The organism is Bradyrhizobium dasycarpum, from assembly GCF_042019905.1.
Lineage (GTDB): Bacteria > Pseudomonadota > Alphaproteobacteria > Rhizobiales > Xanthobacteraceae > Bradyrhizobium > Bradyrhizobium japonicum_B.
Genome location: NZ_CP169574.1, coordinates 2,798,376 through 2,822,328, shown reverse-complemented (window position 1 = coordinate 2,822,328; position 23,953 = coordinate 2,798,376). Strand labels below are relative to the sequence as shown.

The following is a 23,953-nucleotide window of genomic DNA, read 5'->3' as shown; positions in this document are numbered from 1 at the left end:
CCTCTCTGAACGCAAGCCGCATACCGGCTGCACTCACGGCCTGGCGACAGGGTCGGAGCATCAAAGGGAGGGGAGACGATGAAGCGAAGATCATTTCTCGCTGGTATCGGCGCGACAACTGCGGCGGCTACGATCGGCATGCCGTCGATCCTCAGGGCGCAAGCGCCGGTCACGCTGAACGGCGCGGTCCAGTTCAACGACGACCACGCCTTCAACCGGGCTCTGCTCCGGTTCGAGGAGCTGGTGAAGAAGTATTACGGCAAGCCCGTCAATTTCACCCTGCACAGGAACTCTTCGCTCGGCCTCGAGAAGCAGTATTTCGAGTACATGTCGCAAGGTAAGGCGGTCGATTACGGCATCGTCTCGCCGGCGCATATGTCGACCTTCGCCAAGGCGGCCCCGTTCATCGACGCGCCTTTCGTGTTCAAGGGCATCGAGCACATGAACAAGGTGGTCGAGGCCAGTATTCTGGCGCCGGTCGCCGACGAAGTGGCGGCGAAAGCCGAGGTCGTTCTCATCGGGTACGCCGGCGGCGGCATCCGCAACATCTTCGCCAACAAGCCGCTCAAGAACCTGGCCGATCTCAAGGGGCTCAAGGTCCGCGTACAGGGTGCGCCGATCTGGTCGAAGACCTTCGCGGCGGTCGGCATGAGCCCGACCGTGATTGCCTATAACGAGGTCTACAACGCGATTCAGAACGGCGTGATCTCGGCCGGCGAGAACGAAGCGGCCGGCGTCGAAGCGATGAAATTCTACGAAGTCGCGCCGCATCTCAACCTGACTCAGCACGCCGTGTCGATCCGGCCGATCTGCTTCTCGGTGAAGACGCTGAAGACGTTGCCGAAGGATCTGCAGGACGCGATCATGAAGGCCGGCAAGGAGGCCGGCGATTACGGCCGTCAGCTTGAGTCCAGCGAGGAGGTCGTCAAGCTCGACACGCTCGAGAAGGCCGGCAAGCTCAAGCGCGTCCCCTTCGAGGAGCGGGACGCCATGAAGAAGCTCGCCGACCCCGTGATGGCCACCTACGCCAAGGAGATCGGCGCGGAAGGCATTTTCGAGAAGATCAACGCCGTCTGAGATCCTTGCGTCCGCCGAGAGCATATCCGGGCAGGCCCCGCTTCCTGCCCGGAGTTGGCGGATGTTTTGGCGCTGGGAGTTCCAATGACTGAAATGCCCGTCCCGTCCACACCGTCGCTGTGGCGCCGCGTCACGGCGGCCTATGCCAAGTTGCTGGAATTCCTGCTGGCCGCCTGCGTCGGCTTCCTCGTTATTCCGGTCACGCTGCAGATCATCTCACGCTACACGCCGTTCATTCCGTCCTACATCTGGACGGAGGAAATGGCGCGCTTCATGTTCATCTGGACGATCATGATCGGTGCCATGGTCGGCGTGCGCGAAGCGCAGCATTTCGAGGTCGACGTATGGCCCGACCTTTCGCGGCGCTCGGAAGCGGCAGTGCGGATACTGGCGCGTCTCGGCATATTGGCGCTGGCGCTGGTGTTCGTAACGGCTGGCCTCGAGTTCACCCGCTTTGCCTGGAACAGAACGTCGGAGCTGGCCGATCTGCCGCTTTGGCTGATCCACGTCGCCTGGCCGGTCGCCGGAGTAACATGGATCGTGTTCGCGGGCGAGCAGATCCTCGATGAAGTGCGCGTCGTGGTCGGGGCAAGGCAATGAGCGGCAATGTACTCTCCGCCGGACAGGCCGCGATGGTGCTGTTCGGGGTCTTCGTCGGCCTGCTCATCGTGCGCGTACCAGTCGCCTTCGCGCTCGGCGTTGCCTGCGTGCCGATCCTGCTGATCGAGCCGCACCTGTCGCTGATGACGCTCGCGCAGGAAACCTTCAATGCCTACAATTCATTCATCCTGCTGGCGGTGCCGTTCTTCCTGCTGACGGCCAACCTGATGAGCATCGGCGGCATCACCGACCGCCTGGTGGCGCTGTCGCGCTCGATGGTCGGGCACTGGCCGGGATCGCTGGCGCAGATCAACGTCGTGCTGTCGGTGTTTTTTGCCGGGATATCGGGCTCCTCGACTGCCGATGCGGCGAGCCAGTCCAAGATTTTCATCGATGCGCAGACCAAGGAGGGTTACGATCTCTCGTTCTCCATCGCCATCACGGCGGCCTCCGCGGTTCTTGCGGTCGTCATTCCGCCCTCGATCCTGATGATCGTCTGGGGTGGGCTGATCTCGACCTCAATCGCTGCGATGTATCTGGCCGGAATCGTGCCCGGCCTGCTGATCGCGGGCGCGCAGATGGCGACGGTGCACGTCTATGCAGTGCGCCGCGGCTATCCGACCTATCCGAAGTCGAGCTGGGTCGACATGCGTTGCGCGATCTGGCGGTCGATACCGGCGCTGATGACGCCGTTCATCATCGTTGGTGGCATTCTGCTCGGCTGGTTCACCGCGACGGAATCCGCCTGCGTCGCCGTGCTCTATTCCGTGGTGCTCTCGGCGTTCTTCTACCGCGAGACGGGGATCCGGGAATTGTACAGGGCCTTGCTCGATACCGGGCGCCTCGCCGGCGTGGCGCTGTTCTGCGTCGGTACCGCCAGCGCGTTCGGCTGGTTGCTGGCCTATTACAAGATCCCGCAAGAACTGCTGGCCAATGTCTCGACCTGGGGGATGGGCGCTGTTGCGGCCGGGTTCTTCATCGCCTTCTGCTTCCTGGTGGTGGGCTGCTTCCTCGACGCCATCCCAGCGATCATCATCGTCGGCACCGTGCTGGAGCCGCTGGCCAAGTCCGTCGATCTTCATCCCGTCCAGTTCGCGATCATTTCCATCGTCTCGCTGGCCTTCGGGCTGGTGACGCCGCCCTATGGCCTGTGCCTGATGATCGCCTGTTCGATCGCCGGCGTGCGGCTGCGCTATGCGCTGAAGGACACGGTGATCATGCTGATCCCGATGCTGCTGGTGCTGGCGGCCGTCATCATCTGGCCCAGCGTGTCGCTGTTCCTGCCGCGCCTGATCGTGCCGGAGATGCTGAAATGAACGCGCCCCCGCGGCCGGCGGCCGCGGGCTCCGTTCGGCTGGCTACAGGTTGCTCTCGGTGATGGCCGCGTACACCATGCTGCGCAGCTCGCGCCGGATCGGATACGCGCTCGACGGCAGCACCTGCGTCATGAAGATCGTGATCAGCTCTTCAGCCGGATCGATCCAGAACGAGGTTGTCGCCGCGCCGCCCCAATTATATTCGCCGGGGCTGCCGGCGATCAGCGTTTCGGCGGGACGCATCGTCACGGCAAAGCCGAGGCCGAAGCCGATGCCATTATAAGTCGCTTCGGAGAACAACGAGCGGGATACCTCCGGCAGCGCGCGGCCGCCCGGAATGTGGTTGCTTGTCATCAGCGCCAGTGTCTTGGGTCCGATCAGCCTGACACCGCCGAGTTCGCCGCCGTTGAGCAGGGCGCGGCAGAAGGTGAGATAGTCGGCGACCGTCGAGCACAGCCCGCCGCCGCCGGAGATGAAGGAGGGCGGAGACAGAAAAGAGCTCGTCGCCGGATCGTCCTGCAGCGTCAAACCTTCGCGACGCTGGCCGGCATGGAAGGTCATGCCGCCACCGGGATCGGCGGAATAGCAGGCGGCAAAGCGATGCGCCTTCGAGGTCGGCACGTGGAAATCGGTGTCTGTCATGCCGAGCGGATCGAGGATGCGTGATTTAAGGAATTGCTCGAAAGGCACCCCGGAGATCTTGCCGACGAGATAGCCGAGCACGTCGGTCGAGACTGAATAATTCCAGGCGTCCCCCGGCGAGAACTCCAGCGGGATCTTGGCCAAGCCCTCGATCATGGTCTGGAGCGTGCCCGACTTCTCGACCTCGCCGATCTTCTCGCTGCGGTAGGCGGCGTCGACATTGGAGCGCTGCTGGAAGCCGTAGGTGAGGCCGGAGGTGTGGCGCAGCAGGTCGACGATCAGCATCGGCCGGGACGGCGGCCGGGTCAGGAACGCCGGATAGGTGCCGGCGACGAAGACGCCGAGATCCTTCCATTCCGGAATGTACTTGGCGACGGGCTCGTCGATCGCGACGAGGCCTTGCTCGACCAGCATCATGAAGGCGACGCTGGTGAGCGGCTTGGTCATGGAATAGATGCGGTAGATGGTGTCGTCCTTCACCGGCAGCTTGCGCTCGACATCGGCAAGGCCCTGGACGGAGCTGTGCGCGACCTTGCCGCGGCGGTAGACCAGAAGATGCGTGCCTGGGAATCGGCCGGCATCGATGTACCGGCTCTTCAGATGCGCATCGACGCGGTCGAGCGCGGCCTTGGACATGCCGACGGATTCGGGCGAGGCGGGGGTGGGCGCGAGCATCAGTTTCCTCCGGGCAGTTCTGTCGGTTCGTTGATAGCGAAATGACGGCCTCATTCCAAGCCGCTCGCGCTTAACGCAGGGGCCCCGGCTGGTGTAGGCTGTCCCCTGGAACGCCTCCAAGGAGCCCCCGGGGGCGAACGAGAAAAACACAGGGCAAGCCATCATGACCCAGTTCAACGAGACCGATCTTACCGAAGCCGTCATCAGGAGCTTCGACAGCACCCCCAATCCCCGCGCGAAATTCCTGCTCCAGGAATTGGTGAGGTCGCTGCACGATTACGTGAGCAAGACCGGCCTCACCTTCGAGGAATGGGACTACGCCATCGATTTCCTGACCCGCACCGGGCAGAAATGCACCGATACGCGCCAGGAATTCATTCTCCTGTCCGACGTGCTCGGCGTGTCCATGCTGGTCGACGCGGTCAACCATCGCGACCGCGAGGGCGCGACACAGACCACCGTGCTGGGCCCGTTCTATGTCGGCGAGCACAAGGTGACCGCGCACGGCACCGATATCTCGCCGCACAACCAGACCGGCGAGAAGATGTTCGTGCAGAGCCGCGTCACGGATCTGAAGGGCAAGCCGCTCGCGGGCGTTCCCGTCGACGTCTGGCATGCCGATGACGACGGCTTCTACGATTCCCAGAAGCCGAACTACGACGAAGTCGGCGCCTCGGCGCGGGCGCGCTTCATCACCGACGATGACGGCCGTTTCTTCTTCCGCACCATCCTGCCGTGCAGCTATCCGATTCCGACCGACGGCCCGGTCGGCGAGATGATCGTGCAGACGGGCCGCCATCCGATGCGGCCCGCGCATGTGCACTTCCTGGTCAACGCCAAGGGCTATGAGCCGCTGATCACTCACGTCTTCATGGACGGCGACAAATATCTCGATTCCGACGTGGTGTTCGGGGTCAAGGACGACCTCATCGCCAAGGTCGAGCCGCGCACCGATCCCACGATGCCCGACGGCACCAAGGCGAGCGGGCAGTGGCACCTGATGACCTACGAATTCCACCTCAAGCCCGGCGGCGGCGTGGCGCCGAAACCGCTGGGGGTGAAGGCGACCGAGTCGGCGTGAGGCGGCGTGCCTACCGCGCGTGCAGCAAAGCCAGCAGCACGACGACCGCGCAGGCGAGCGCCGCCGTTGTCAGCTTCCAGAACATCAGCGGGCTGCGCTCGAGCAGCGGCGTGATCCGGGTGTCGAGATAGGCCGGGTTGGGCGTACGCAGCTCGAAGATGAACTCCGAAAGATCCTCGTGCCGCTTGTAGGGATCGGGATGGAGCGCGCGCCGGAGCGCGCCGTCGATCCATGCGGGCACATTGCGGTCATCGTCGGCCGGGCGATATTTGAGCTTTCGCACGTCCGCCTTGCGGCGGATCCTGGCGATCTGGGCGCCGTAGGGCAGCTTTCCCGTCAGCATCTGGTAGCAGATCACGGCCAGTGAAAACATGTCGGAACGCGGCGAGCCGCCTTGCCCGAGAAAATATTCCGGCGCGGTGTACTGCATCGTTCCCAGGATTTCGTCGGCCTCGTCCGGCGGTGCGGCCTCGGCGACGCCGGCGACCCTGACCGATCCGAAGTCGATGATCTTCGCGGTGCCGGTCTTGTCGATCAGGATGTTGTCGGGCCTGAGGTCCTGATGCAGCATCTCCATGCGATGGAAGGCGCGCAGGCCCGCGGCGATCTGCTCGATGATGCCGCGCACGGTTTCGAGATCGGGCCGCGGATTGTCGGTCATCCACTGCTTCAATGTCTGCCCCTCGACGAATTCCGTGGCGACGTAGAGATAGCCGCGCCGCCGCGACTGCGACAGCGGCTTGAGCACATGCGGGCTGTCGATCCGCCGCGCGATCCACTCCTCCATCAGGAAGCGCTTGAGATAGGCGGCGTTGTCGCGCAGGTCGACCGAGGGCAGCTTGAGTGCGACCGGCTGCTCGGTCTCGGTGTCGACGGCGAGGTAGATATGGCTGCGGCTGCTGCCGTGGATCTCCCGGACGATCCGGTAGCCGTCGAACATCGCCCGCGGCTCCGGTAGCGAAGGCAGCGGCAATTCCGAGCTCTGATTGAAGATGCCGGCCGGCTCGCGCTGCGGCACCGCGTCGATGCGCAGGATCTGGACGGTGATGTTGTCGTCGCTGCCGCGCCGGTAGGCTTCCTCGACGATGGCCTTGGCCGCCGCGTCGAGGTCGGCATGTTCGTTGATCGCGCTCGTGATGTAACGCGCATCGACGAACTCATAGGCGCCGTCGGTGGCCAGCAGGAAGGTGTCGCCGGCCTCGACCTCGAACGCCTGGTAGTCGATCTCGAGCTGCGGATTGATGCCGAGCGCGCGGCCGAGATAGGTCTGCTCGGACGAGACGATGATGCGGTGATCGTCGGTCAGCTGCTCCAGCGCCTTGCCGGCGACGCGGTAGATGCGGCAGTCGCCGACATGGAACATGTGCGCGGTGGTCGCCTTGATGACCATGGCGCTGAGGGTGCAGACATAGCCCTTGTCGCGGTCATAGGCATATTGGCTCTTGCGCGTCTGCGCATGCAGCCAGGAATTGGTCGCCTCCAGCACGCGGCGGGCGGAGGTCTTCACCGTCCAGGATTCCGACGTGCAGTAATAGTCCATCAGGAAGCTCTTGACCGCCGACTCGCTGGCGATCTGGCTCACGCTGCTGCCTCGAGATGCCGTCGGCGAGGACCGCGGCGATGCCCTTCAGGCTGAGCAGCGGCTCCTCCGGAATCAGCACGCCGTGGAAATCCTGGTTGACGGGCTTGCGGCCCTTGTCGGAATGCTGGCCGACCGAAATCAGGAGTCCGCGGGTCATCGTCATCACCGGGAGAGGGGAGCCTCACCCTGCTCGGGCAAGGCTCCCCTGTCGAGACGGATTCGATCAGGCCGCGACGCGGGGCTTGGCCGCCCTGTCGACTTGGCGCTTCGGCAGGGTCATCACGTGCGTGGCATAGAGCGTCATGCCGGTGAAGGCGAGGCCGCCGACGAGGTTGCCGAGCACGGTCGGGATCTCGTTCCAGATCAGATAATCCATGATCGAGAACTTGGCGCCGAGCAGCAGGCCCGACGGGAACAGGAACATGTTCACGACGGAATGCTCGAACACCATGTAGAAGAACACCAGGATCGGCATCCACATCGCAATGACCTTGCCGGGCACCGAGGTCGAGATCATGGCGCCGACGACGCCGGTCGAGACCATCCAGTTGCAGAGCATGCCGCGCAGGAACAGCGTCGCCATGCCCGCCGCGCCGTGCGCCGCGTAGCCGAGCGTCCGGCCCTCGCCGATGTTGCCGATCGCCGCGCCGACCTTGTCGGGCGCCTGGGTGAACCCGAACGTCGTGACGAAGGCCATCATGAAGGCCACCGTGAAGGCGCCGGCGAAGTTGCCGACGAAGACCAGCCCCCAATTGCGCAGCACGCCATTGAGCGTGACACCGGGGCGCTTGTCGATCAGAGCGAGGGGCGAGAGCACGAACACGCCGGTCAGGAGGTCGAAGCCCAGCAGGTAGAGCATGACGAAGCCGACCGGAAACAGCAGCGCGCCGACCAGCGGCTGGCCGGTGTTGACGGTGATCGTGACGGCGAACCATGCCGCCAATGCCAGGATGGCGCCGGCCATATAGGCGCGGATGATGGTATCCCGGGTGGACATGAAGATCTTGGACTCGCCGGCATCCACCATCTTGGTGACGAATTCCGAAGGCGCGAGATACGACATTCAATGGTTCCTTTGCTTCGTAAGTGAGATCGACGCGCCCTCCTCGAGAGCGCGGCTGAACGTCCTGGGTCGTGCGGGCGGCCGGCCGCGCACGGGGCTATGGAAAGTTTGGAAGCCGTGGGAATCGCGTCACGAGGATTGAGCCGGCGAGGGCCGCGAAGCAGGTGAGCTTCCGGATGCAGCCGCCAGAGGCTGCAACAATGCGGCAAGCCGCAGTCTTCGTTGACGCCAATGGAAATGCAAGTTGTGTGCCGCATGGTGGTGCTTGAAAGATGTAGCAAAATCAATGAGATGTCGTTTTGCGCAGGTGTCCCTCCACGCTGTCCTTGGCCTCTTGCGTGAGCTTCTGCACAAGGTTTGTGCGCCGCACAAGAATCGAGCAGTCCGCAAATTTCACAAGCGGAACCGGCCTGCGGCAGGCTGGCGCAGTGTTATTAACCTCCTGATTTTCCGATATTTTCCGTTATGCCGGCCTTGGCACGAAGCTTGAATGGTTCCGGCCGACGCCATTGAAGCCGTCCCGCGAGACTTCTCATCCGATTTGCCGACGCCACCAAGGCGGGGGTCTCCCCCGTCGCGCGTTCGCATGCGCCAAAGATGGCGCCGCCGGACGGACGGGCTGCTCGTGTGCACAGACGCCACTCAATTCTGCAACGACGCAAAGGACGACACTGCCTATGACCAAGCGCACCCGCCGGCCCGCGGAGACGGGCCTCAGCCGCCGTCAATTGTTGAAAGCCACCGGCTCCACCGCCGCACTTCTCGCCGCAGCAAAGCTGAACTTCCCCGCCGGCGCCTTCGCGCAGGACGCAGGCCCCGAGGTCAAGGGCGCCAAGCTCGGCTTCATCGCGCTCTCCGATGCCGGACCGCTCTTCGTCGCCAAGGACAAGGGCCTGTTCGCCAAATACGGCATGCCCGACACCGACGTGCAGAAGCAGGCCTCATGGGGCACCACGCGCGACAACCTCGTGCTCGGCTCCGAAGGCAACGGCATCGACGGCGCGCATATCCTCACCCCGATGCCGTATCTGATCTCGGCCGGCAAGGTGACGCAGAACAACCAGCCGACGCCGATGTACATCCTGGCGCGGCTCAATCTCGACAGCCAGTGCATCTCGGTCGCCAATGAATATGCCGACCTCAAGCTCGGCGTCGATGCATCGCCCTTCAAGGCGGCGCTGGAGAAGAAGAAGGCCTCCGGCAAGGCGGTGAAAGCCGCGATGACTTTCCCCGGCGGCACGCACGATCTCTGGATCCGCTACTGGCTCGCCGCCGGCGGGATCGACCCCGACAAGGACATCGAGACCATCGTGGTGCCGCCGCCGCAAATGGTGGCCAACATGAAGGTCGGCACCATGGATTGCTTCTGCGTCGGCGAGCCCTGGAACCTGCAGCTGATCCATCAGAAGATCGGCTACACCGCGGTCAACACGGGCGAACTCTGGAACAAGCATCCGGAAAAATCCTTCGGCATGCGCGCCGCCTTCGTCGACAAGTACCCCAAGGCCGCCAAGGCGCTGCTGATGGCGGTGATGGAAGCCCAGCAATGGGCCGACAAGGCCGAGAACAAGGCTGAGCTTGCCGCCATCATGGGCAAGCGGCAGTGGATGAACTGCCCGGTCGAGGACGTGCTCGACCGCAGTGCGGGCAAGTTCGACTACGGCATCCCCGGCAAGGTGGTCGAGAACTCGCCGCATATCATGAAGTACTGGCGCGACCATGCCTCCTATCCCTTCCAGAGCCACGATCTCTGGTTCCTCACCGAGGACATCCGCTGGGGCAAGTACGAGGCTGGCTTCGACACCAAGGCGCTGATCGCCAAGGTCAATCGCGAGGACATGTGGCGCGACGCGGCCAAGACCCTCGGCGTCGCGGCTGCCGACATTCCGGCTTCGACCTCGCGCGGCAAGGAGACTTTCTTCGACGGCAAGGTGTTCGATCCGGAAAATCCGGCTGCCTATCTGAAGTCGCTCGCGATCAAGCGCGTCGAAGTCTGATGGAGCCCTGCGGCCGCCCGCGGGGCGGCCGCATCGTCCCCGCCAAAGCCGGAGAGAGATAGCGATGAACATGCCTGCCACGAAGATCGAGCTTGAGACCGCGACGCCTGCCGCAGCCGCTGCACCGGTCGTCGCGATGACGCCGAAGCGGCCGCCGCGCGCCGAGACCTACGCGCGCATGGCCCGGGAGACCGCAGTGCGCGTGATCCCGCCGCTGGTCGTGATTGCGCTGCTGACGCTGGTCTGGGAGCTGATCTGCCGACGCGCCGGCTCGGCGCTGCCGCCGCCGTCGAGAGTGTTCAAGGACACCAAGGAGCTGATCCTCGATCCGTTCTTCGATCATGGCGGCATCGACAAGGGCCTGTTCTGGCATTTGTCCGCCAGCCTGCAGCGCGTCGCCTTCGGCTATTCGCTCTCGGCCATCGCCGGCATCGCGCTCGGCGTGCTGGTCGGCCAGTCGGTCTGGGCGATGCGCGGGCTGGATCCGCTGTTTCAGGTGCTGCGCACGATTCCGCCGCTGGCCTGGCTGCCGCTGTCGCTCGCCGCGTTCCGCGACGGTCAGCCCTCGGCGATCTTCGTCATCTTCATCACCTCGATCTGGCCGATTATCATCAACACGGCGGTCGGCATCCGCAACATCCCGCAGGACTATCGCAACGTCGCGGCGGTGGTGCAGCTCAATCCGCTCGAATTCTTCTCCAAGATCATGATCCCGGCGGCGGCGCCCTACATCTTCACGGGCCTGCGCATCGGCATCGGCCTGTCGTGGCTTGCGATCGTCGCGGCAGAAATGCTGATCGGCGGCGTCGGCATCGGCTTCTTCATCTGGGACGCCTGGAACTCCTCGCACATCAGCGAGATCATCCTGGCACTGTTCTATGTCGGCATCATCGGCTTCGTGCTGGATCGCCTGATCGCGGGTCTCGGCAAAATCGTCACCCGCGGCACCGCGCAGAGCTGAGAGGAGAGGGCACATGACCGCCTATCTGAAACTCGACCACATCGACAAGGTCTTTACCCGCGGTGCCGCCACCACGGAGGTCTTGAAGGACATCAACCTCACGATCGAGAAGGGCGAATACGTCTCGATCATCGGCCATTCCGGCTGCGGCAAGTCGACCCTGCTCAACATCATCGCAGGGCTGACCGGCGCCACCACGGGTGGCGTGCTGCTGGAGAATCGCGAGGTAAACTCGCCGGGGCCCGATCGCGCCGTGGTGTTCCAGAACCACAGCCTGCTGCCGTGGCTGACCGTCTACGAGAACGTCAGGCTCGGGGTCGACAAGGTCTTCGCCAAGACTAAGTCCCGCGCCGAGCGCGACGCCTGGGTGATGCACAATCTCAACCTGGTGCAGATGGCCCACGCCCGCGACAAGCGCCCGTCCGAGATCTCCGGCGGCATGAAGCAGCGCGTCGGCATCGCCCGGGCGCTGGCGATGGAGCCCAAGGTGCTGCTGCTGGATGAGCCGTTCGGCGCGCTCGATGCGCTGACCCGCGCGCACTTGCAGGACTCGGTGATGGCGCTGCATCAGAAGCTCGGCAACACCATCCTGATGATCACGCACGACGTCGACGAGGCCGTGCTGTTGTCCGACCGCATCGTGATGATGACGAACGGGCCGAGCGCGCGCATCGGCGAGGTGCTGGACGTGCCGCTGGCACGGCCGCGCAAGCGGCCTCGAGCTGGCCACCAATGCGACCTATTTGAAGTGCCGCCAGCGCGTGCTCGAATTCCTCTACGAGCGTCATCGCTTCGTCGAGGCCGCGTAAACCCAGTTAACGCGAGCGGCACGCTCAAATAATCGACACCTCGCTCAATCCTTGTGCGCCGCACAAGGATTGAGCGAATCGCAAATTTACCGTGCGAACAAGCCCTGCGAAAAATTCGGGCAACGCGAATAACGTTCTGAAATCCCTGTCTTTCCCGCGTGCGCGCAACTGGCACGGAAATTGAAATGTATTTGCGCGACGCCAACGACGACGTCCCTCAACATCATCAATCAGCATCGTGAACTCGCCACCGGGGTGAAGCCTGAGCGCGCCTCCGTGGCCGGAGGCTGAGCCTGCAACGACGCAGCGGTGAGCCTGGAAGGGATACTCAATGACGAAGAATCCAACCTGGATTTCGGATTGGCGCCCCGAAGACGAGGCGTTCTGGAATGCGACCGGCAAGACCATCGCGCGACGCAACCTGATCTGGTCGATCGTGGCCGAGCATATCGGCTTCTCGGTCTGGCTGATCTGGAGCATCGTCACCACCAAGCTGCCGCAGGCCGGCTTCCACTACACCACCGACCAGCTGTTCCAGCTCGTCGCGGTGCCGGGCCTGATCGGCGCATTGATGCGCTTTCCCTACACCTTCGCAGTGACGACGTTCGGCGGCCGCAACTGGACCATCTTCAGTGCGGCGATCCTGTTCATTCCGACCTTGTCGCTTGCCTATTTCGTCAGCCAGCCCGACACGCCGTTCTGGCTGATGCTGCTGGTGGCCTCGACCGCGGGTCTGGGCGGCGGCAATTTCGCCTCCAGCATGACCAATATCTCCTTCTTCTTCCCCGACCGGATGAAGGGGTGGGCGCTCGGCCTGAATGCGGCCGGCGGCAATATCGGCGTCTCCAGCGTGCAGCTCCTGACCCCGATCCTGATGACGCTGGCCGTCTTCAACCTGTATCAGGCGACGCCCGTCGACGGCGTCTTCCTCCAGAATGCCGGCCTGATGTGGGTGCTGCCGATCGCCATCGCAGTGCTCGGCGCGGTGTTCTTCATGAACAACCTCACCACCGCGAAATCGTCGGTGAAGAACCAGCTCGCGATCGTCAAGCGCAAGCACACCTGGATCATGGCGTACCTCTATATCGGCACGTTCGGCTCCTTCATCGGCTATTCCGCGGCATTTCCGCTGTTGATCAAGACGCAATTCCCGGCGATCTCGATCTCGATCGCGTTCCTGGGGCCGCTGGTCGGCTCGCTGTCGCGTCCCTTCGGCGGCTGGCTCGCCGACAAGGTCGGCGGCTCCATCATCACCTTCTGGAACTTCATCCTGATGGCGGCGGCCACCGTCGGCGTGCTCTACTTCGTCGGACAGAAGGATTTCATCGGCTTCCTGTCGATGTTCCTGATCCTGTTCGTGACGACGGGCATCGGCAACGGCTCGACCTACCGCATGATCCCTTCGATCTTCCGCGAGCAGAACCTGTTCAAGGTGCGCGGCAAGGGCGATGCGGAGCGCGCGGCCGCCATGAAGACGGCGAGCATCGAAAGCGGCGCGGCGGTCGGCTTCATCGGCGCGGTCGGTGCGGTCGGCGGCTACCTGATCCCCAGCGGCTTCGGCAAGTCGATCGCCTTGACCGGCGGCCCGCAGCTCGCGCTTGCGATCTATCTAGGCTTCTACGCCTCCTGCCTCGCTCTGACCTGGTGGTTCTACCTGCGTCGCAGCCCGCAAAGCGAAGGCGTGCCAAGCCTCGCCGAGGCTCGCGTGTAGCACTTGGTACAAATCTCGCTTCTCCCCGTACGCGGGGAGAAGTCCCTCTGATGACGTTTGATCCATGAACTTTTTCCGCAACGGCGCGGACGAAGGCAGACCGAAACAGACAGGAGAACATCATGACGCCAGAACAGATCGCCCTCATCCAGCAGAGCTTTTCCAAGGTCGCGCCGATATCGGAACAGGCCTCGGTGCTGTTCTACGATCGTCTGTTCGAGGTGGCGCCGTCCGTGCGCGCGATGTTTCCCGAGGACATGACCGAGCAGCGCAAGAAGCTGATGGGCATGCTCGCCGCCGTCGTCGGCGGCCTGTCCAATCTGGACTCGATTCTTCCCGCGGCCTCCGCGCTCGCCAAGCGCCACGTCGCCTACGGCGCGGCGCCCGAGCACTATCCCGTAGTCGGCGCGACGCTGCTGTGGACCCTGGAGAAGGGCCTTGGCGAAGCCTGGACGCCCGAGCTGGCAAAGGCCTGGACCGACGCCTACGGCGTGCTGTCCGGCTACATGATGTCCGAGGCCTACGGCGCACAGCCGCAGGCCGCTGAATAGGAGATGTCTCGTGAGTGAACCGCTGGTCATCGTCGGTAACGGTATGGCGGCCGCGCGTCTGGTCGACGAGCTCGCCAAGTCCGCGCTCGGTCGCTACGCGGTCGCCGTTATCGGCGAGGAGCCGCGGCTCGCCTACAATCGCGTGCTGCTCTCATCCGTGCTGGCCGGCGAGACCGGCTCGCACGAGATCGAGCTCCGGCCGGCGGACTGGTGGCGCCATCGCGGCGTCACCGTGCGCTACGGCTATCGCGTCACCGAAATCGATGTCGGTCGCCGCGAGCTCAAGATCGAGGGCGAGGAGAGCATGGAATATTCCAAGCTCGTGCTCGCCACCGGCTCGACGCCGCTGCGCCTCAATTTGCCGGGCGCCGACCTCGCCGGCGTGCACACCTTTCGCGATACGCGCGACGTCGACCTCTTGCTGACGCTGGCCGCGGCCAGAAAGCGCGTCGTTGTCGTCGGCGGCGGCCTGCTCGGACTTGAAGCTGCCTACGGCCTCGCCAAGGCGGGGGCGCCGGTGACGCTGCTGCATCTGATGGACCGGCTGATGGAGCGCCAGCTCGACGGGCCGGCGGCAGATCTGCTCAAGACGCTGGTCGAGCGCAAGGGCATCCGCATCCTGCTCAACGCCTCGACCGCCCGCATCCATGGCGATGGACATGTCGAGGCCGTCGAGCTTGCCGATGGTAGCCGTATCGAGGCCGACGCTGTGATCTTCGCTGCCGGCATCAGGCCGAACGTCGCGCTGGCGAAAGAGGCGGGGATCGCTGTCAATCGCGGCGTCGTCGTCAACGACGTGATGCAGACGTCCTCGTCCGACATTTTCGCGCTCGGCGAGTGTGCCGAGCATCGCGGCACCTGCTATGGCCTGGTCGAGCCCGCCTATGAGCAGGCGCGGGTGCTGGCGCGGCACCTGGCCGGCCGGCCCGCCGCCTATCAGGGCAGCGTCGTCTCGACCAATCTGAAGGTGTCCGGCGTCAGCGTGTTCTCCGCCGGCGATTTCATGGGCGGGGAGGGCAGCGAGAGCCTGGTGCTGACCGACCGCAGACGCGGCACCTACAAGAAGCTCGTGATCGCAGACGGCCGGCTCACCGGTGCGGTGCTGATCGGCGATAACGCCGATGCGCTCTGGTATCTCGAGTTGATCCGCAATGGCGACAAGGTGACGGCGATCCGCACCGACATGATGTTCGGCCGCGCGCTCGCGCGTCCTCCCAGGGCGGCGTGACCGGCAAGCTTGACAAGGCAGTTCGACATGACGGCAATCGATCCCTCGCTCCGCGCCACCAAGACGACTTGTCCCTATTGCGGCGTCGGTTGCGGCGTGCTGGCGACGCCCGACGGCAAGGGTGGCGCGGCGATCGCGGGTGATCCTGATCATCCCGCCAATTTCGGCCGGCTCTGCTCCAAGGGCTCGGCGCTCGGCGAGACCGTCGGACTGGAAAACCGGCTGCTCTATCCGATGATCCGCTGCAAGGGCGTGCTGGAACGCGTCGCCTGGAGCGATGCGCTCGATCACGTCGCCCATCGCATGCAGCACATCGTGGCCCGCGACGGCGCCGACGCGGTCGCGTTCTATCTCTCCGGCCAGCTCCTCACCGAGGACTATTACGTCGCCAACAAGCTGATGAAGGGTTTTGTCGGCACGGCCAACGTCGACACCAATTCGCGACTCTGCATGTCGTCCTCCGTCGCCGGTCATCGCCGCGCCTTCGGCGCCGACACCGTGCCCGGCTGCTACGAGGATCTCGACCAGGCCGATCTGCTCGTCTTCGTCGGCTCGAATGCGGCCTGGTGCCATCCGGTGCTGTTCCAGCGCATGCTGAAGAACCGGCAGGAGCGCGGCGCACGGATGATCGTGATCGATCCGCGCCGTACCGACACCGCCGAGGACGTCGACCTGTTTCTCGGCCTCAAGCCGGGCACCGATACCGCGCTCTTCTCCGGGCTGTTCGTCGATCTCGTCGACAACGGCGCGTTGGACACGGATTACGTCGCGAACCACACATCGGGCTTCGAGGACGCGCTGGCGCGCGCGCGGAGCATCGCCGGCAGCGTCCGCGCGACGGCGCTTGCCACGGGCCTGTCCGAGCAGGACGTCGCCACCTTCTTCAGGATGTTTCGCGAGACCCCGCGCGTGGTCACGCTCTATTCGCAAGGAGTCAACCAGTCGGCGCAGGGCACCGATAAGGTCAACGCGATCCTGAACTGCCATCTGGCGACGGGGCGGATCGGCAAGCCGGGCGCCTCGCCGTTCTCGCTCACCGGCCAGCCCAATGCGATGGGCGGCCGCGAGGTCGGCGGCCTCGCCAATATGCTGGCCGCTCATATGGGTTTCACGCCGCCGGACATCGATCGTGTCAGGCGGTTCTGGAAGGCGCCGCGCATCGCCACCCATGAGGGCCTGAAGGCGGTGCAATTGTTCGAGGCCATCAACCGCGGTGAGGTCAAGGCGCTCTGGGTGATGGGCACCAATCCCGCGGTGTCGCTGCCGGATGCGGACTTCGTGCGCGAGGCGTTGAAGAAGCTCGAGTTGTTCGTGGTCTCCGAGAACGTGCTGTCCAACGACACCGTCGAGGCGGGTCCGCATGTGCTGCTGCCGGCGCTGGCCTGGGGCGAGAAGTCGGGCACTGTGACCAATTCCGAACGCCGCATCTCGCGCCAGCGCTCGTTCCTGCCGGCGCCGGGCGAGGCGCGCCCCGATTGGTGGATCCTGAGCGAGACCGCAAAGCGTCTCGGCTTCGGCGACAGTTTCAACTACAAATCCGCCGCCGAGATTTTCCGCGAGCACGCCGCGCTCTCGGCATTCGAGAATGATGGCAGCCGCGATTTCGACATCGGCGCGCTGACCTCGCTGTCCGACGAGGGCTTCGACGCCCTGAAGCCGGTGCAATGGCCCGTGCGCGACGGTGGCGCGCCCGGCGAGCGTTTCTTCGCGAGCGGCGGCTTCTTCACCAATGACGGCAGAGGCCGCTTCGTCGCGCCGGAGGTGCCGTTACTGCGCAGCGAGACCGGTCCCTCGCGCCCCCTCAGGCTCAACACCGGACGCATCCGCGATCAGTGGCACACCATGACGCGCACCGGCCTCAGTCAGCGGCTCGGCGCGCATCTGCCCGAGCCGTTCGTCGAGATCCACCCCGATGACGCCAGCAAATATGGCATCGTCCATGACGGCTATGCCCGCCTCACCACCGACTACGGACAATGCATCCTGAAAGCTGTTGTGAGCGATCGCCAGCAGCGCGGCGCGCTGTTCGTGCCGATCCACTGGAGCGCGATGAATGCCTCGCACGGCCGCGTCGGGGCGCTGGTGCAGTCGTTCACCGATCCGTTCTCCGGACAGCCGGAATCGAAGGCGACGCCGGCCGCGATCGCGCCGTATGAATTCGTCTTCCGCGGCTTTGCGCTGTCGCGGCAGCAGCTCGACCTTCCATCAAACGTGTTGTGGACCCGCGTCACGGTCGCCGGCGGCTTCGGCTATCTGTTCGCCGACAACGCGGATCTGTCGCGCTGGCCGGCTTGGCTCGACGGCATCGCCGGCGAGGACGTCGCCGAATATCGCGATTTTGGCGGCGGTATCTATCGCGCCGCCTCCTTCGCCGGTGATCGCATCGAGGCCTGCCTGTTCGTCGGCCCCGGGCATGACGCCGGCGATTGGGAGGTGGTCAAGACTGCCTTTGCGGCCGATCACGTCAGCGACGAGCAGCGCCGTATGCTGCTCTCGGGCAAGTCGACCGAGGGGGCGGCCTCGACCGGGCCGATCGTCTGCGCCTGCTTCGGCGTCGGTCGCGGCACCATCTGCGACACCATCGCCGCCGGCGCGCGCACGGCGGCCGAGATCGGTGCCGAGCTCAAGGCCGGCACCAATTGCGGCTCCTGCATCCCCGAGCTGAAGCGGCTGATTGCGGCGACGGATGTGCCGGTGAAAGAAGCCAAGCTCGCCGGCGCGGCGGGGTAGGCCTCGCAGGGTGGGTTAGCGCAGCGTAACCCACCCCTTCTGCTGCCGCGGAGGTGAAAGAGGTGGGTTACGCCTTCGGCCAACCCACCCTACGCAGCGCTCGCGCCGCTGCCATGTCTCCACCCAATCGACGCGCCCTCGATAGTGCCCTATGCTGCCGCGCGCTCTCCCTCAACAATCACAACAACAAATGATGTACCTGGAAACGCCGCCGCGGCCGATCGAAACCACGCTGTTCTCCGCCATGCCTGACAAGTTCCGCCGCAAGGGGGTGCGGAGCGATTGGGCCGATGCCAACCGGCCACATGTGCCGACCGACAGTTTCATCGAAGGGCCATCCTTCGACGCGGACGGCAACCTCTACATCGTCGACATTCCCTTCGGCCGAATCTTTCGCATCGCGCCCGATGGGGAATGGTCGCTGGTGATCGAGTACGAGGGATGGCCGAACGGGCTGAAGATCGCCGCCGACGGCCGCATTCTGGTTGCCGATTACATGCACGGCATCATGGAGCTCGATGCCAGAGCAGGCCGCATCAAGCCGGTCGTGACCGCGCGCAATTCGGAATCGTTTCGCGGCTGCAACGATCTGCATCTGGCCTCCAACGGCGATATCTTTTTCACCGATCAGGGCCAGACCGGCCTGCATGACCCGAGCGGCCGGGTCTATCGGCTGGCATCGAACGGCCGGCTCGATTGCCTGATCGACACCGGCATCAGTCCCAACGGCCTGGTGCTCGACCCGACCGAAACCGTGCTGTTCGTGGCAATGACGCGCGACAACGCAGTGTGGCGGCTGCCGTTCATGAAGGACGGCAGCGTGTCCAAGGTCGGCCGCTTCTGCTCGCTGTTCGGCACCAGCGGTCCCGACGGCATGACGATGGATGCGAAGGGCCGCTTGTTCGTCGGCCACGCCTCGCTCGGCCACGTTTTCGTGTTCGCCCCCAACGGCGAACTGATCGCGCGGATCAAGTCGTGCGCGGGGCCGAACTGCACCAACGTCGCGATCGGCGGCGTCAGGAAAGACAGGCTCTATATCACGGAATCGTCGACCGGCAGCATTCTGGTCGCCGACATCAGCGGATTGAACCCCTGAGCTCGTTAGCGGTTGGCTGAGCTGAAGAACGACAGCGGAGCGAACATGAACGCAAAACCCTTCGGCCGAACCGGCGCCGATGTTTCCGTCATCGGGCAGGGCACCTGGTATCTCGACCACGGCGACCGCGAGCGCGCGGTCGCCGCGCTTCAGCGCGGGCTCGATCTCGGCATGACGCATATCGACACCGCCGAGATGTACGGCGATGCGGAGCTCGTCATTGCCGATGCCATCGCGGGACGTCGCGACGAGGTGTTCCTGGTCTCCAAGGTGCTGCCGATCAACGCCTCGCGCCGGGGAACCATCACTGCCTGCGAGCGCTCGCTGAAGCGGCTCAAGACCGATCGCCTCGACTGCTACCTCCTGCATTGGCGCGGTTCCTATCCGCTGCAGGATACCGTGGCCGCGTTCGAGGAGCTGGTGCAGGCAGGCAAGATCAAGTCCTGGGGCGTCTCCAATTTCGACGCCGACGATCTCGACGAGATTCTCGAAGTCTCCGGGAAGGGCCGGATCGCCTGCAATCAGGTGCTCTACCATCTGAAGGAACGCGCGATCGAGCATGCGGTGATCCCCTGGTGCGAGACGCATGGCGTCGCGGTGGTCGCCTATTCCCCCTTCGGCCACGATGATTTCCCGGATGCGCGCAGCAAGGGCGGCGCCGTGCTGGCGCGCATCGCAGAGGCGCGTCGCGCGACGCCGCGTCAGGTCGCGCTGAGCTTCCTGACCCGTGCGACTACGGTGTTCGCGATTCCGAAGGCGTCATCGGCGGAACATGCCGGCGAGAATGCGGCGGCCGGCGACCTCGTGCTGACGAAGGACGAGATTGCAGAGCTCGATGCGGCGTTTCCGCGCGGGCCGAAGCCGCGCAGCCTGCCCATGCTGTAGTGCACAAACGCCCATTCTTAACGGAGGATTGACGCGCGCGTCGGCCCTTGCATATCGGCATCCTGTTTTCGGAAGTTGTGAACGCGGCGCATTTGGCGTTTTTTACAACCGTTCCTCGATCCGCATTTGCCCGGGTTCCTGCCGTGACACCGCCGCCCGCCGCAGCCGCAAGGCTCGACACTATTCCCATGCCCGTGCCGGAGAAGAAGCAGAAGGCCCGCCGCGCGCCTGCGCGCGTCGATCATCCCTTCAAGGGCATCGCGCTGGTGTTGCTCTCCACGATCTTCCTGGGCTGTTCCGACGTCACCGCGAAATATCTGTCGACCAGCCTGCCCTCGATCGAGATCACCTGGATCCGCTTCGTCACGTTCGCGCTGCTATTCACGCCGGTGATGCTGCCGGGCTCGCCGCTCCACGCCATGCGCACCGAGCGGCTCGGCCTGCAGCTGATGCGCGGCGCCGCACTGCTCGGCTCCTCGCTGTTCTTCATTACCGGTCTTGCATTTCTGCCCATCGCCGAAGCCTCCGCCACCGGCTTCGTCTCGCCGCTGTTCGTCACCGCGCTGTCGATCATTTTCCTCAGCGAGAAGGTCGGCATGCGCCGCTGGATCGCGACCGCGATCGGTCTGACGGGCGTCTTGATCATCCTGCGGCCGGGCACCAGCGCGTTTCATGCCGCCGCGTTCTTCCCGATCATCTCGGCATTCTGCTGGGCCGCCGCGCTGATCCTGACACGGATGATGAGCGGTCGCGAAGCGGTGCTCACCACCATGGCTTATTCTGCGCTGACCGGCGTTGCGATCCTCAGCGTCATGGTGCCCTTCGTCTGGGTCACGCCGAGCTGGACTGCAATCGGCCTCGGCATTGTGATCGGCGTTGCTTCGACCGTCGGCCAGTGGATCATCGTGCTGGCCTATCGCTACGGTGATGCCTCGGTGCTGGCGCCGTTCTCCTACACGCAGCTGCTCTGGGTCAGCATTTTGGGCTTCTTCATTTTCGGCGAGGTCCCTGACGTCTGGACCGTGGTCGGCGCCGCCTTCATCGTCGCCAGCGGCCTCTACATCGCCCATCGCGAGCGCGTCCGGCGGGCCCAGCTGCTGGTCTTGGAGGAGCGTTCCCCGAACCCCTGACGCAAGTTCGCGCGTCCCGCTTCGTGCTATCAATGGCGCCAACGAAAAGGGGAGGAGCCGGATGCGCGCGGCGATTTTCAGGAACGGTGAGATTGTCGTCGGGGAGATGGCCGAGCCCAGGCCCGGCGCCGGCCAGGTGCTGGTCAAGACGCTCGCCTGCGGCATCTGCGGCTCCGACCTGCACGCGCGCCAGCACGCCCATCGCCTGGCGGAGATGGCGCAAAAGACCGGCCGTAAGCCGATGGACCTCTCCCGCGACGTCGTGTTCGGCCACGAGTTCTGCTGTGAGATCGTCGACTACGGAGCCGGCACCGCGCGCAAGCTGAAGCCGGGCACGCGCGTCTGCTCGCTGCCGGCGCTGGTGACGCCTGGGGGGATCGAGGGCATCGGCTATTCCAACGACAATATCGGCGGCTACGCCGAGGCGATGTTGCTCAGCGAAGCGCTGCTGCTCGAAGTGCCCAATGGTCTGGCGCCGGAACATGCCGCGCTGACCGAGCCGCTTGCCGTCGGCGTCCACGCCGTGGCGAAAGCCAATATCCGTGGCGGCGAGGTGCCGCTGGTGATCGGCTGCGGCCCGGTCGGGCTTGCGGTGATCGCCGCGCTGAAGCTGAGGGGACTGCACCCCATCGTCGCCGCCGATTATTCGCCGGCGCGGCGTGCGCTCGCAGCCAGGCTCGGCGCCGATGTCGTCGTCGATCCCAGGGCGTCGCAGCCCTATGCGACCTGGGCCGAGCACGCGCAAATGTCCGACGCGGAGAAGGCGGCACGGCCGCCGTTCCAGGCGATGCTGCCGGCGCTGAAGCCCGCGATCATCTTCGAATGTGTCGGCGTGCCCGGCCTGCTGCAGCAGGTGTTCGAGGGCGCGCCGCGCGATGGCAGGATCGTCGTGGTCGGCGTCTGCATGGAGAGCGACAGAAACGAGCCGATGCTCGGCATCATGAAGGAGCTGAACGTCCAATACGTGCTCGGCTACACGCCGGAGGAGTTCGCCGCGTCACTGCGCCTGATCGCCGAAGGGCAGGTGGACGCCGCCGCCATGGTGACGGCCGAGGTCGGCCTCGATGGCGTCGCAAAGGCGTTCGCCGACCTCGCCAATCCCGAAGCGCACACCAAGATCATCGTGCAGCCATGGCGGTAGCAACTTGGCAGGGTGTTGTAGGGTGGGTTAGCCCCGCGACTGCGCGAAGCGCAGTTCGCACGCGTAACCCACCACTTCTCTTGCGGCGGAGGTAGAAGAGGTAGGTTACGCCGAGCAAATGCGCTGCGCGCATCAGCTCGTCTAACCCACCCTACGAGATCTCGCTCAGTATTTCGCGGGCACGTACATCTCCGGCGGGACCGGCCCTCGCTGATAATCGGGGTTGCGCACGCGCGGCGGCAGCGTCACCGGAGCCCGCACCACCTCCTGGTACGGGATCTGAGTCAATAAATGTGCGATGCAGTTGAGCCGGGCGCGCTTCTTGTCCACGGCATCGACGATCCACCACGGGCTGTCCGGCAGATGCGTATGCTCCAGCATCGTCTCCTTGGCCTTGGTGTACGCCTCCCAGCGACTGCGAGATTCGACGTCCATCGGGCTCAGCTTCCACTGCTTCAAGGGATCCTTGATGCGCATGGTGAAGCGGAACTGCTGCTCGTCGTCGGTGATCGAGAACCAGTACTTGACCAGGATGATGCCGGAGCGGATCAGCATGCGCTCGAACTCCGGCACTGTCTTGAAGAACTCCTGATATTCGTCCTCCGAGCAGAAGCCCATCACGCGTTCGACGCCGGCGCGGTTGTACCAGCTACGATCGAACAGCACGATCTCGCCGCCGGCTGGCAGGTGCGCGACGTAGCGCTGGAAATACCATTGCGAGCGCTCGCGCTCGTTCGGCGCCGGAAGCGCCGCGACGCGGCAGATGCGGGGATTGAGACGCTGGGTGATGCGCTTGATGACGCCGCCCTTGCCGGCGGCGTCACGGCCCTCGAACAGCACCACGACCTTCTTCTTCTCGCTCTGCACCCAGTCCTGAAGCTTGATCAGCTCGCCCTGGAGGCGGAGCAGCTCCCGGAAATAGAGCCTGCGATCGATCGTCGGACACGGCATGCCCGTCTCGTCCAGAAGCTCGTCGAACCTCGTGTCATCGAGCTCCATCTCCAGCTCTTCGTCGAGATCGTCGGCCATTTCCTGGATGATGCGCTCGCGCTTGGAGGTCTGGGATTTGCGGTCGGATGCGGTCATGGGTCCCTCTCTCGGCTCGGATACCAGCCACAACGACCATCGGCGGCGTTTGTTGCGACCATGTGACAACGTGCAGCCCCGCTGACGCAGCTCACACCGGCAGCGCGATCGAATACTTCACCTGGCTCAGCGCAAAGCTCGATCTCGATCGAGGCGATGCCGTCGAGACGGGTCAGCTTGGTCTTCAGGAACGTCTCGTAGGAGGCGAGGTCGGCGGCGACGACGCGCAGGAGATAATCGCGATTGCCGGTCATCAGATAGCATTCCAGCACCTCGTCCCATTTCGAGATCGCGCGGGCGAAGCGGTTGAGGTCCTCCTCCTTCTGCCGCGCCAGCTTGATCGAGATGAAGACGCTGACATGCAGGCCGAGCGCCTTCTGGTCCACGGTCGCGACATAGCGCGAAATGACGCCGCGCTCCTCCAGCAGCTTGACCCGGCGATGGCAGGGCGAGACCGACAGGCCGACCTTGTCGGCGAGCTCCTGCATGGTCATGCGGCTGTCGGCCTGCAGCAGGGCGAGAATCTTGCGGTCGATGGTGTCGAGGTCTGGCATTGGGATGAAACCTGCATTTCTGGCGACATTGTGGGAAA

At 64.5% G+C, this 23,953-nt stretch carries 17 protein-coding genes and 3 pseudogenes; 15 read left to right on the top strand and 5 right to left on the bottom strand.

The genetic code is table 11. The features are described 5' to 3' along the window. The first annotated feature begins 78 nt into the window (after positions 1 to 78). From ACETMP_RS13715 to ACETMP_RS13705, 3 genes are all read left to right on the top strand, one after another. Positions 79 to 1,077 carry a TRAP transporter substrate-binding protein gene (locus ACETMP_RS13715; RefSeq protein ID WP_375161342.1) on the top strand — a complete coding sequence of 333 codons (999 nt, stop codon included), beginning with the start codon at positions 79 to 81 and terminating at the stop codon, positions 1,075 to 1,077. An 84-nt stretch (positions 1,078 to 1,161) separates the two neighbouring features. Beyond that, positions 1,162 to 1,677, top strand: a complete 516-nt coding sequence (locus ACETMP_RS13710) for a TRAP transporter small permease (protein ID WP_375161341.1) — start codon at positions 1,162 to 1,164, stop codon at positions 1,675 to 1,677. Continuing rightward, a complete protein-coding gene (locus ACETMP_RS13705) occupies positions 1,674 to 2,993 on the top strand; it encodes a TRAP transporter large permease (protein ID WP_375161340.1) in 1,320 nt (439 codons plus the stop codon). The genes ACETMP_RS13710 and ACETMP_RS13705 overlap by 4 nt, the downstream gene beginning before the upstream one ends. 42 nt (positions 2,994 to 3,035) lie before the next feature. Here ACETMP_RS13705 and ACETMP_RS13700 read toward each other — a convergent pair whose 3' ends face one another. Beyond that, entirely contained in the window at positions 3,036 to 4,310 is a 1,275-nt protein-coding gene (locus ACETMP_RS13700; protein WP_375161339.1) for a serine hydrolase domain-containing protein, read from the bottom strand. 163 nt (positions 4,311 to 4,473) lie between these two features. Here ACETMP_RS13700 and ACETMP_RS13695 point away from each other — a divergent pair, with 163 nt between their 5' ends. After that, entirely contained in the window at positions 4,474 to 5,391 is a 918-nt protein-coding gene (locus ACETMP_RS13695; protein ID WP_375161338.1) for an intradiol ring-cleavage dioxygenase, read from the top strand. 10 nt (positions 5,392 to 5,401) lie between these two features. Here the strand turns inward: ACETMP_RS13695 and ACETMP_RS13690 are convergent. Then, positions 5,402 to 7,136: pseudogene (locus ACETMP_RS13690) on the bottom strand (protein kinase). Positions 7,137 to 7,196: 60 nt separating this feature from the next. Continuing rightward, positions 7,197 to 8,036 (bottom strand): formate/nitrite transporter family protein, encoded by an 840-nt coding sequence (locus ACETMP_RS13685; protein WP_375161337.1) that lies wholly within the window; start codon positions 8,034 to 8,036, stop codon positions 7,197 to 7,199. 677 nt (positions 8,037 to 8,713) lie between these two features. On the opposite strand from ACETMP_RS13685, the gene ACETMP_RS13680 reads away from it, so the two are divergent. The 11 genes and pseudogenes from ACETMP_RS13680 (at position 8,714) to ACETMP_RS13630 (ending at position 22,275) form a co-directional block, all read left to right on the top strand. Next, positions 8,714 to 10,033, top strand: coding sequence for a CmpA/NrtA family ABC transporter substrate-binding protein (locus ACETMP_RS13680; RefSeq protein ID WP_375161336.1), 1,320 nt, complete (start codon positions 8,714 to 8,716; stop codon positions 10,031 to 10,033). A gap of 64 nt (positions 10,034 to 10,097) precedes the next feature. After that, entirely contained in the window at positions 10,098 to 10,994 is an 897-nt protein-coding gene (gene ntrB / locus ACETMP_RS13675; protein ID WP_375161335.1) for a nitrate ABC transporter permease, read from the top strand. Between the two features lie 13 nt (positions 10,995 to 11,007). Further along, positions 11,008 to 11,803, top strand: a pseudogene (locus ACETMP_RS13670) (ABC transporter ATP-binding protein). Between the two features lie 331 nt (positions 11,804 to 12,134). Further along, positions 12,135 to 13,514 (top strand): MFS transporter, encoded by a 1,380-nt coding sequence (locus tag ACETMP_RS13665; RefSeq protein ID WP_375161334.1) that lies wholly within the window; start codon positions 12,135 to 12,137, stop codon positions 13,512 to 13,514. A 122-nt stretch (positions 13,515 to 13,636) separates the two neighbouring features. Then, positions 13,637 to 14,065: a globin family protein gene (locus ACETMP_RS13660; RefSeq protein ID WP_375161333.1), complete on the top strand. Its 429-nt coding sequence runs from the start codon at positions 13,637 to 13,639 to the stop codon at positions 14,063 to 14,065. Positions 14,066 to 14,075: 10 nt separating this feature from the next. Next, positions 14,076 to 15,293 carry an NAD(P)/FAD-dependent oxidoreductase gene (locus tag ACETMP_RS13655; RefSeq protein ID WP_375161332.1) on the top strand — a complete coding sequence of 406 codons (1,218 nt, stop codon included), beginning with the start codon at positions 14,076 to 14,078 and terminating at the stop codon, positions 15,291 to 15,293. Between the two features lie 27 nt (positions 15,294 to 15,320). Continuing rightward, positions 15,321 to 18,023: a molybdopterin-dependent oxidoreductase gene (locus ACETMP_RS13650; protein ID WP_375161331.1), complete on the top strand. Its 2,703-nt coding sequence runs from the start codon at positions 15,321 to 15,323 to the stop codon at positions 18,021 to 18,023. A 193-nt stretch (positions 18,024 to 18,216) separates the two neighbouring features. Beyond that, positions 18,217 to 19,119, top strand: coding sequence for an SMP-30/gluconolactonase/LRE family protein (locus ACETMP_RS13645; RefSeq protein ID WP_375161902.1), 903 nt, complete (start codon positions 18,217 to 18,219; stop codon positions 19,117 to 19,119). A gap of 45 nt (positions 19,120 to 19,164) precedes the next feature. Continuing rightward, positions 19,165 to 20,004: an aldo/keto reductase gene (locus ACETMP_RS13640; RefSeq protein WP_375161330.1), complete on the top strand. Its 840-nt coding sequence runs from the start codon at positions 19,165 to 19,167 to the stop codon at positions 20,002 to 20,004. Positions 20,005 to 20,192: 188 nt separating this feature from the next. Beyond that, positions 20,193 to 21,134 carry a DMT family transporter gene (locus tag ACETMP_RS13635; RefSeq protein WP_257180868.1) on the top strand — a complete coding sequence of 314 codons (942 nt, stop codon included), beginning with the start codon at positions 20,193 to 20,195 and terminating at the stop codon, positions 21,132 to 21,134. A 61-nt stretch (positions 21,135 to 21,195) separates the two neighbouring features. Next, positions 21,196 to 22,275: a zinc-binding dehydrogenase gene (locus tag ACETMP_RS13630; protein ID WP_375161329.1), complete on the top strand. Its 1,080-nt coding sequence runs from the start codon at positions 21,196 to 21,198 to the stop codon at positions 22,273 to 22,275. A 165-nt stretch (positions 22,276 to 22,440) separates the two neighbouring features. Here the strand turns inward: ACETMP_RS13630 and ppk2 are convergent, their stop codons facing one another. Together ppk2 and ACETMP_RS13620 are read right to left on the bottom strand one after the other, a co-directional pair. Further along, a complete protein-coding gene (gene ppk2 / locus ACETMP_RS13625) occupies positions 22,441 to 23,361 on the bottom strand; it encodes a polyphosphate kinase 2 (RefSeq protein WP_375161328.1) in 921 nt (306 codons plus the stop codon). Between the two features lie 91 nt (positions 23,362 to 23,452). Continuing rightward, positions 23,453 to 23,915 (bottom strand): annotated as a pseudogene (locus ACETMP_RS13620) (Lrp/AsnC family transcriptional regulator). Between the last annotated feature and the right edge of the window lie 38 nt (positions 23,916 to 23,953).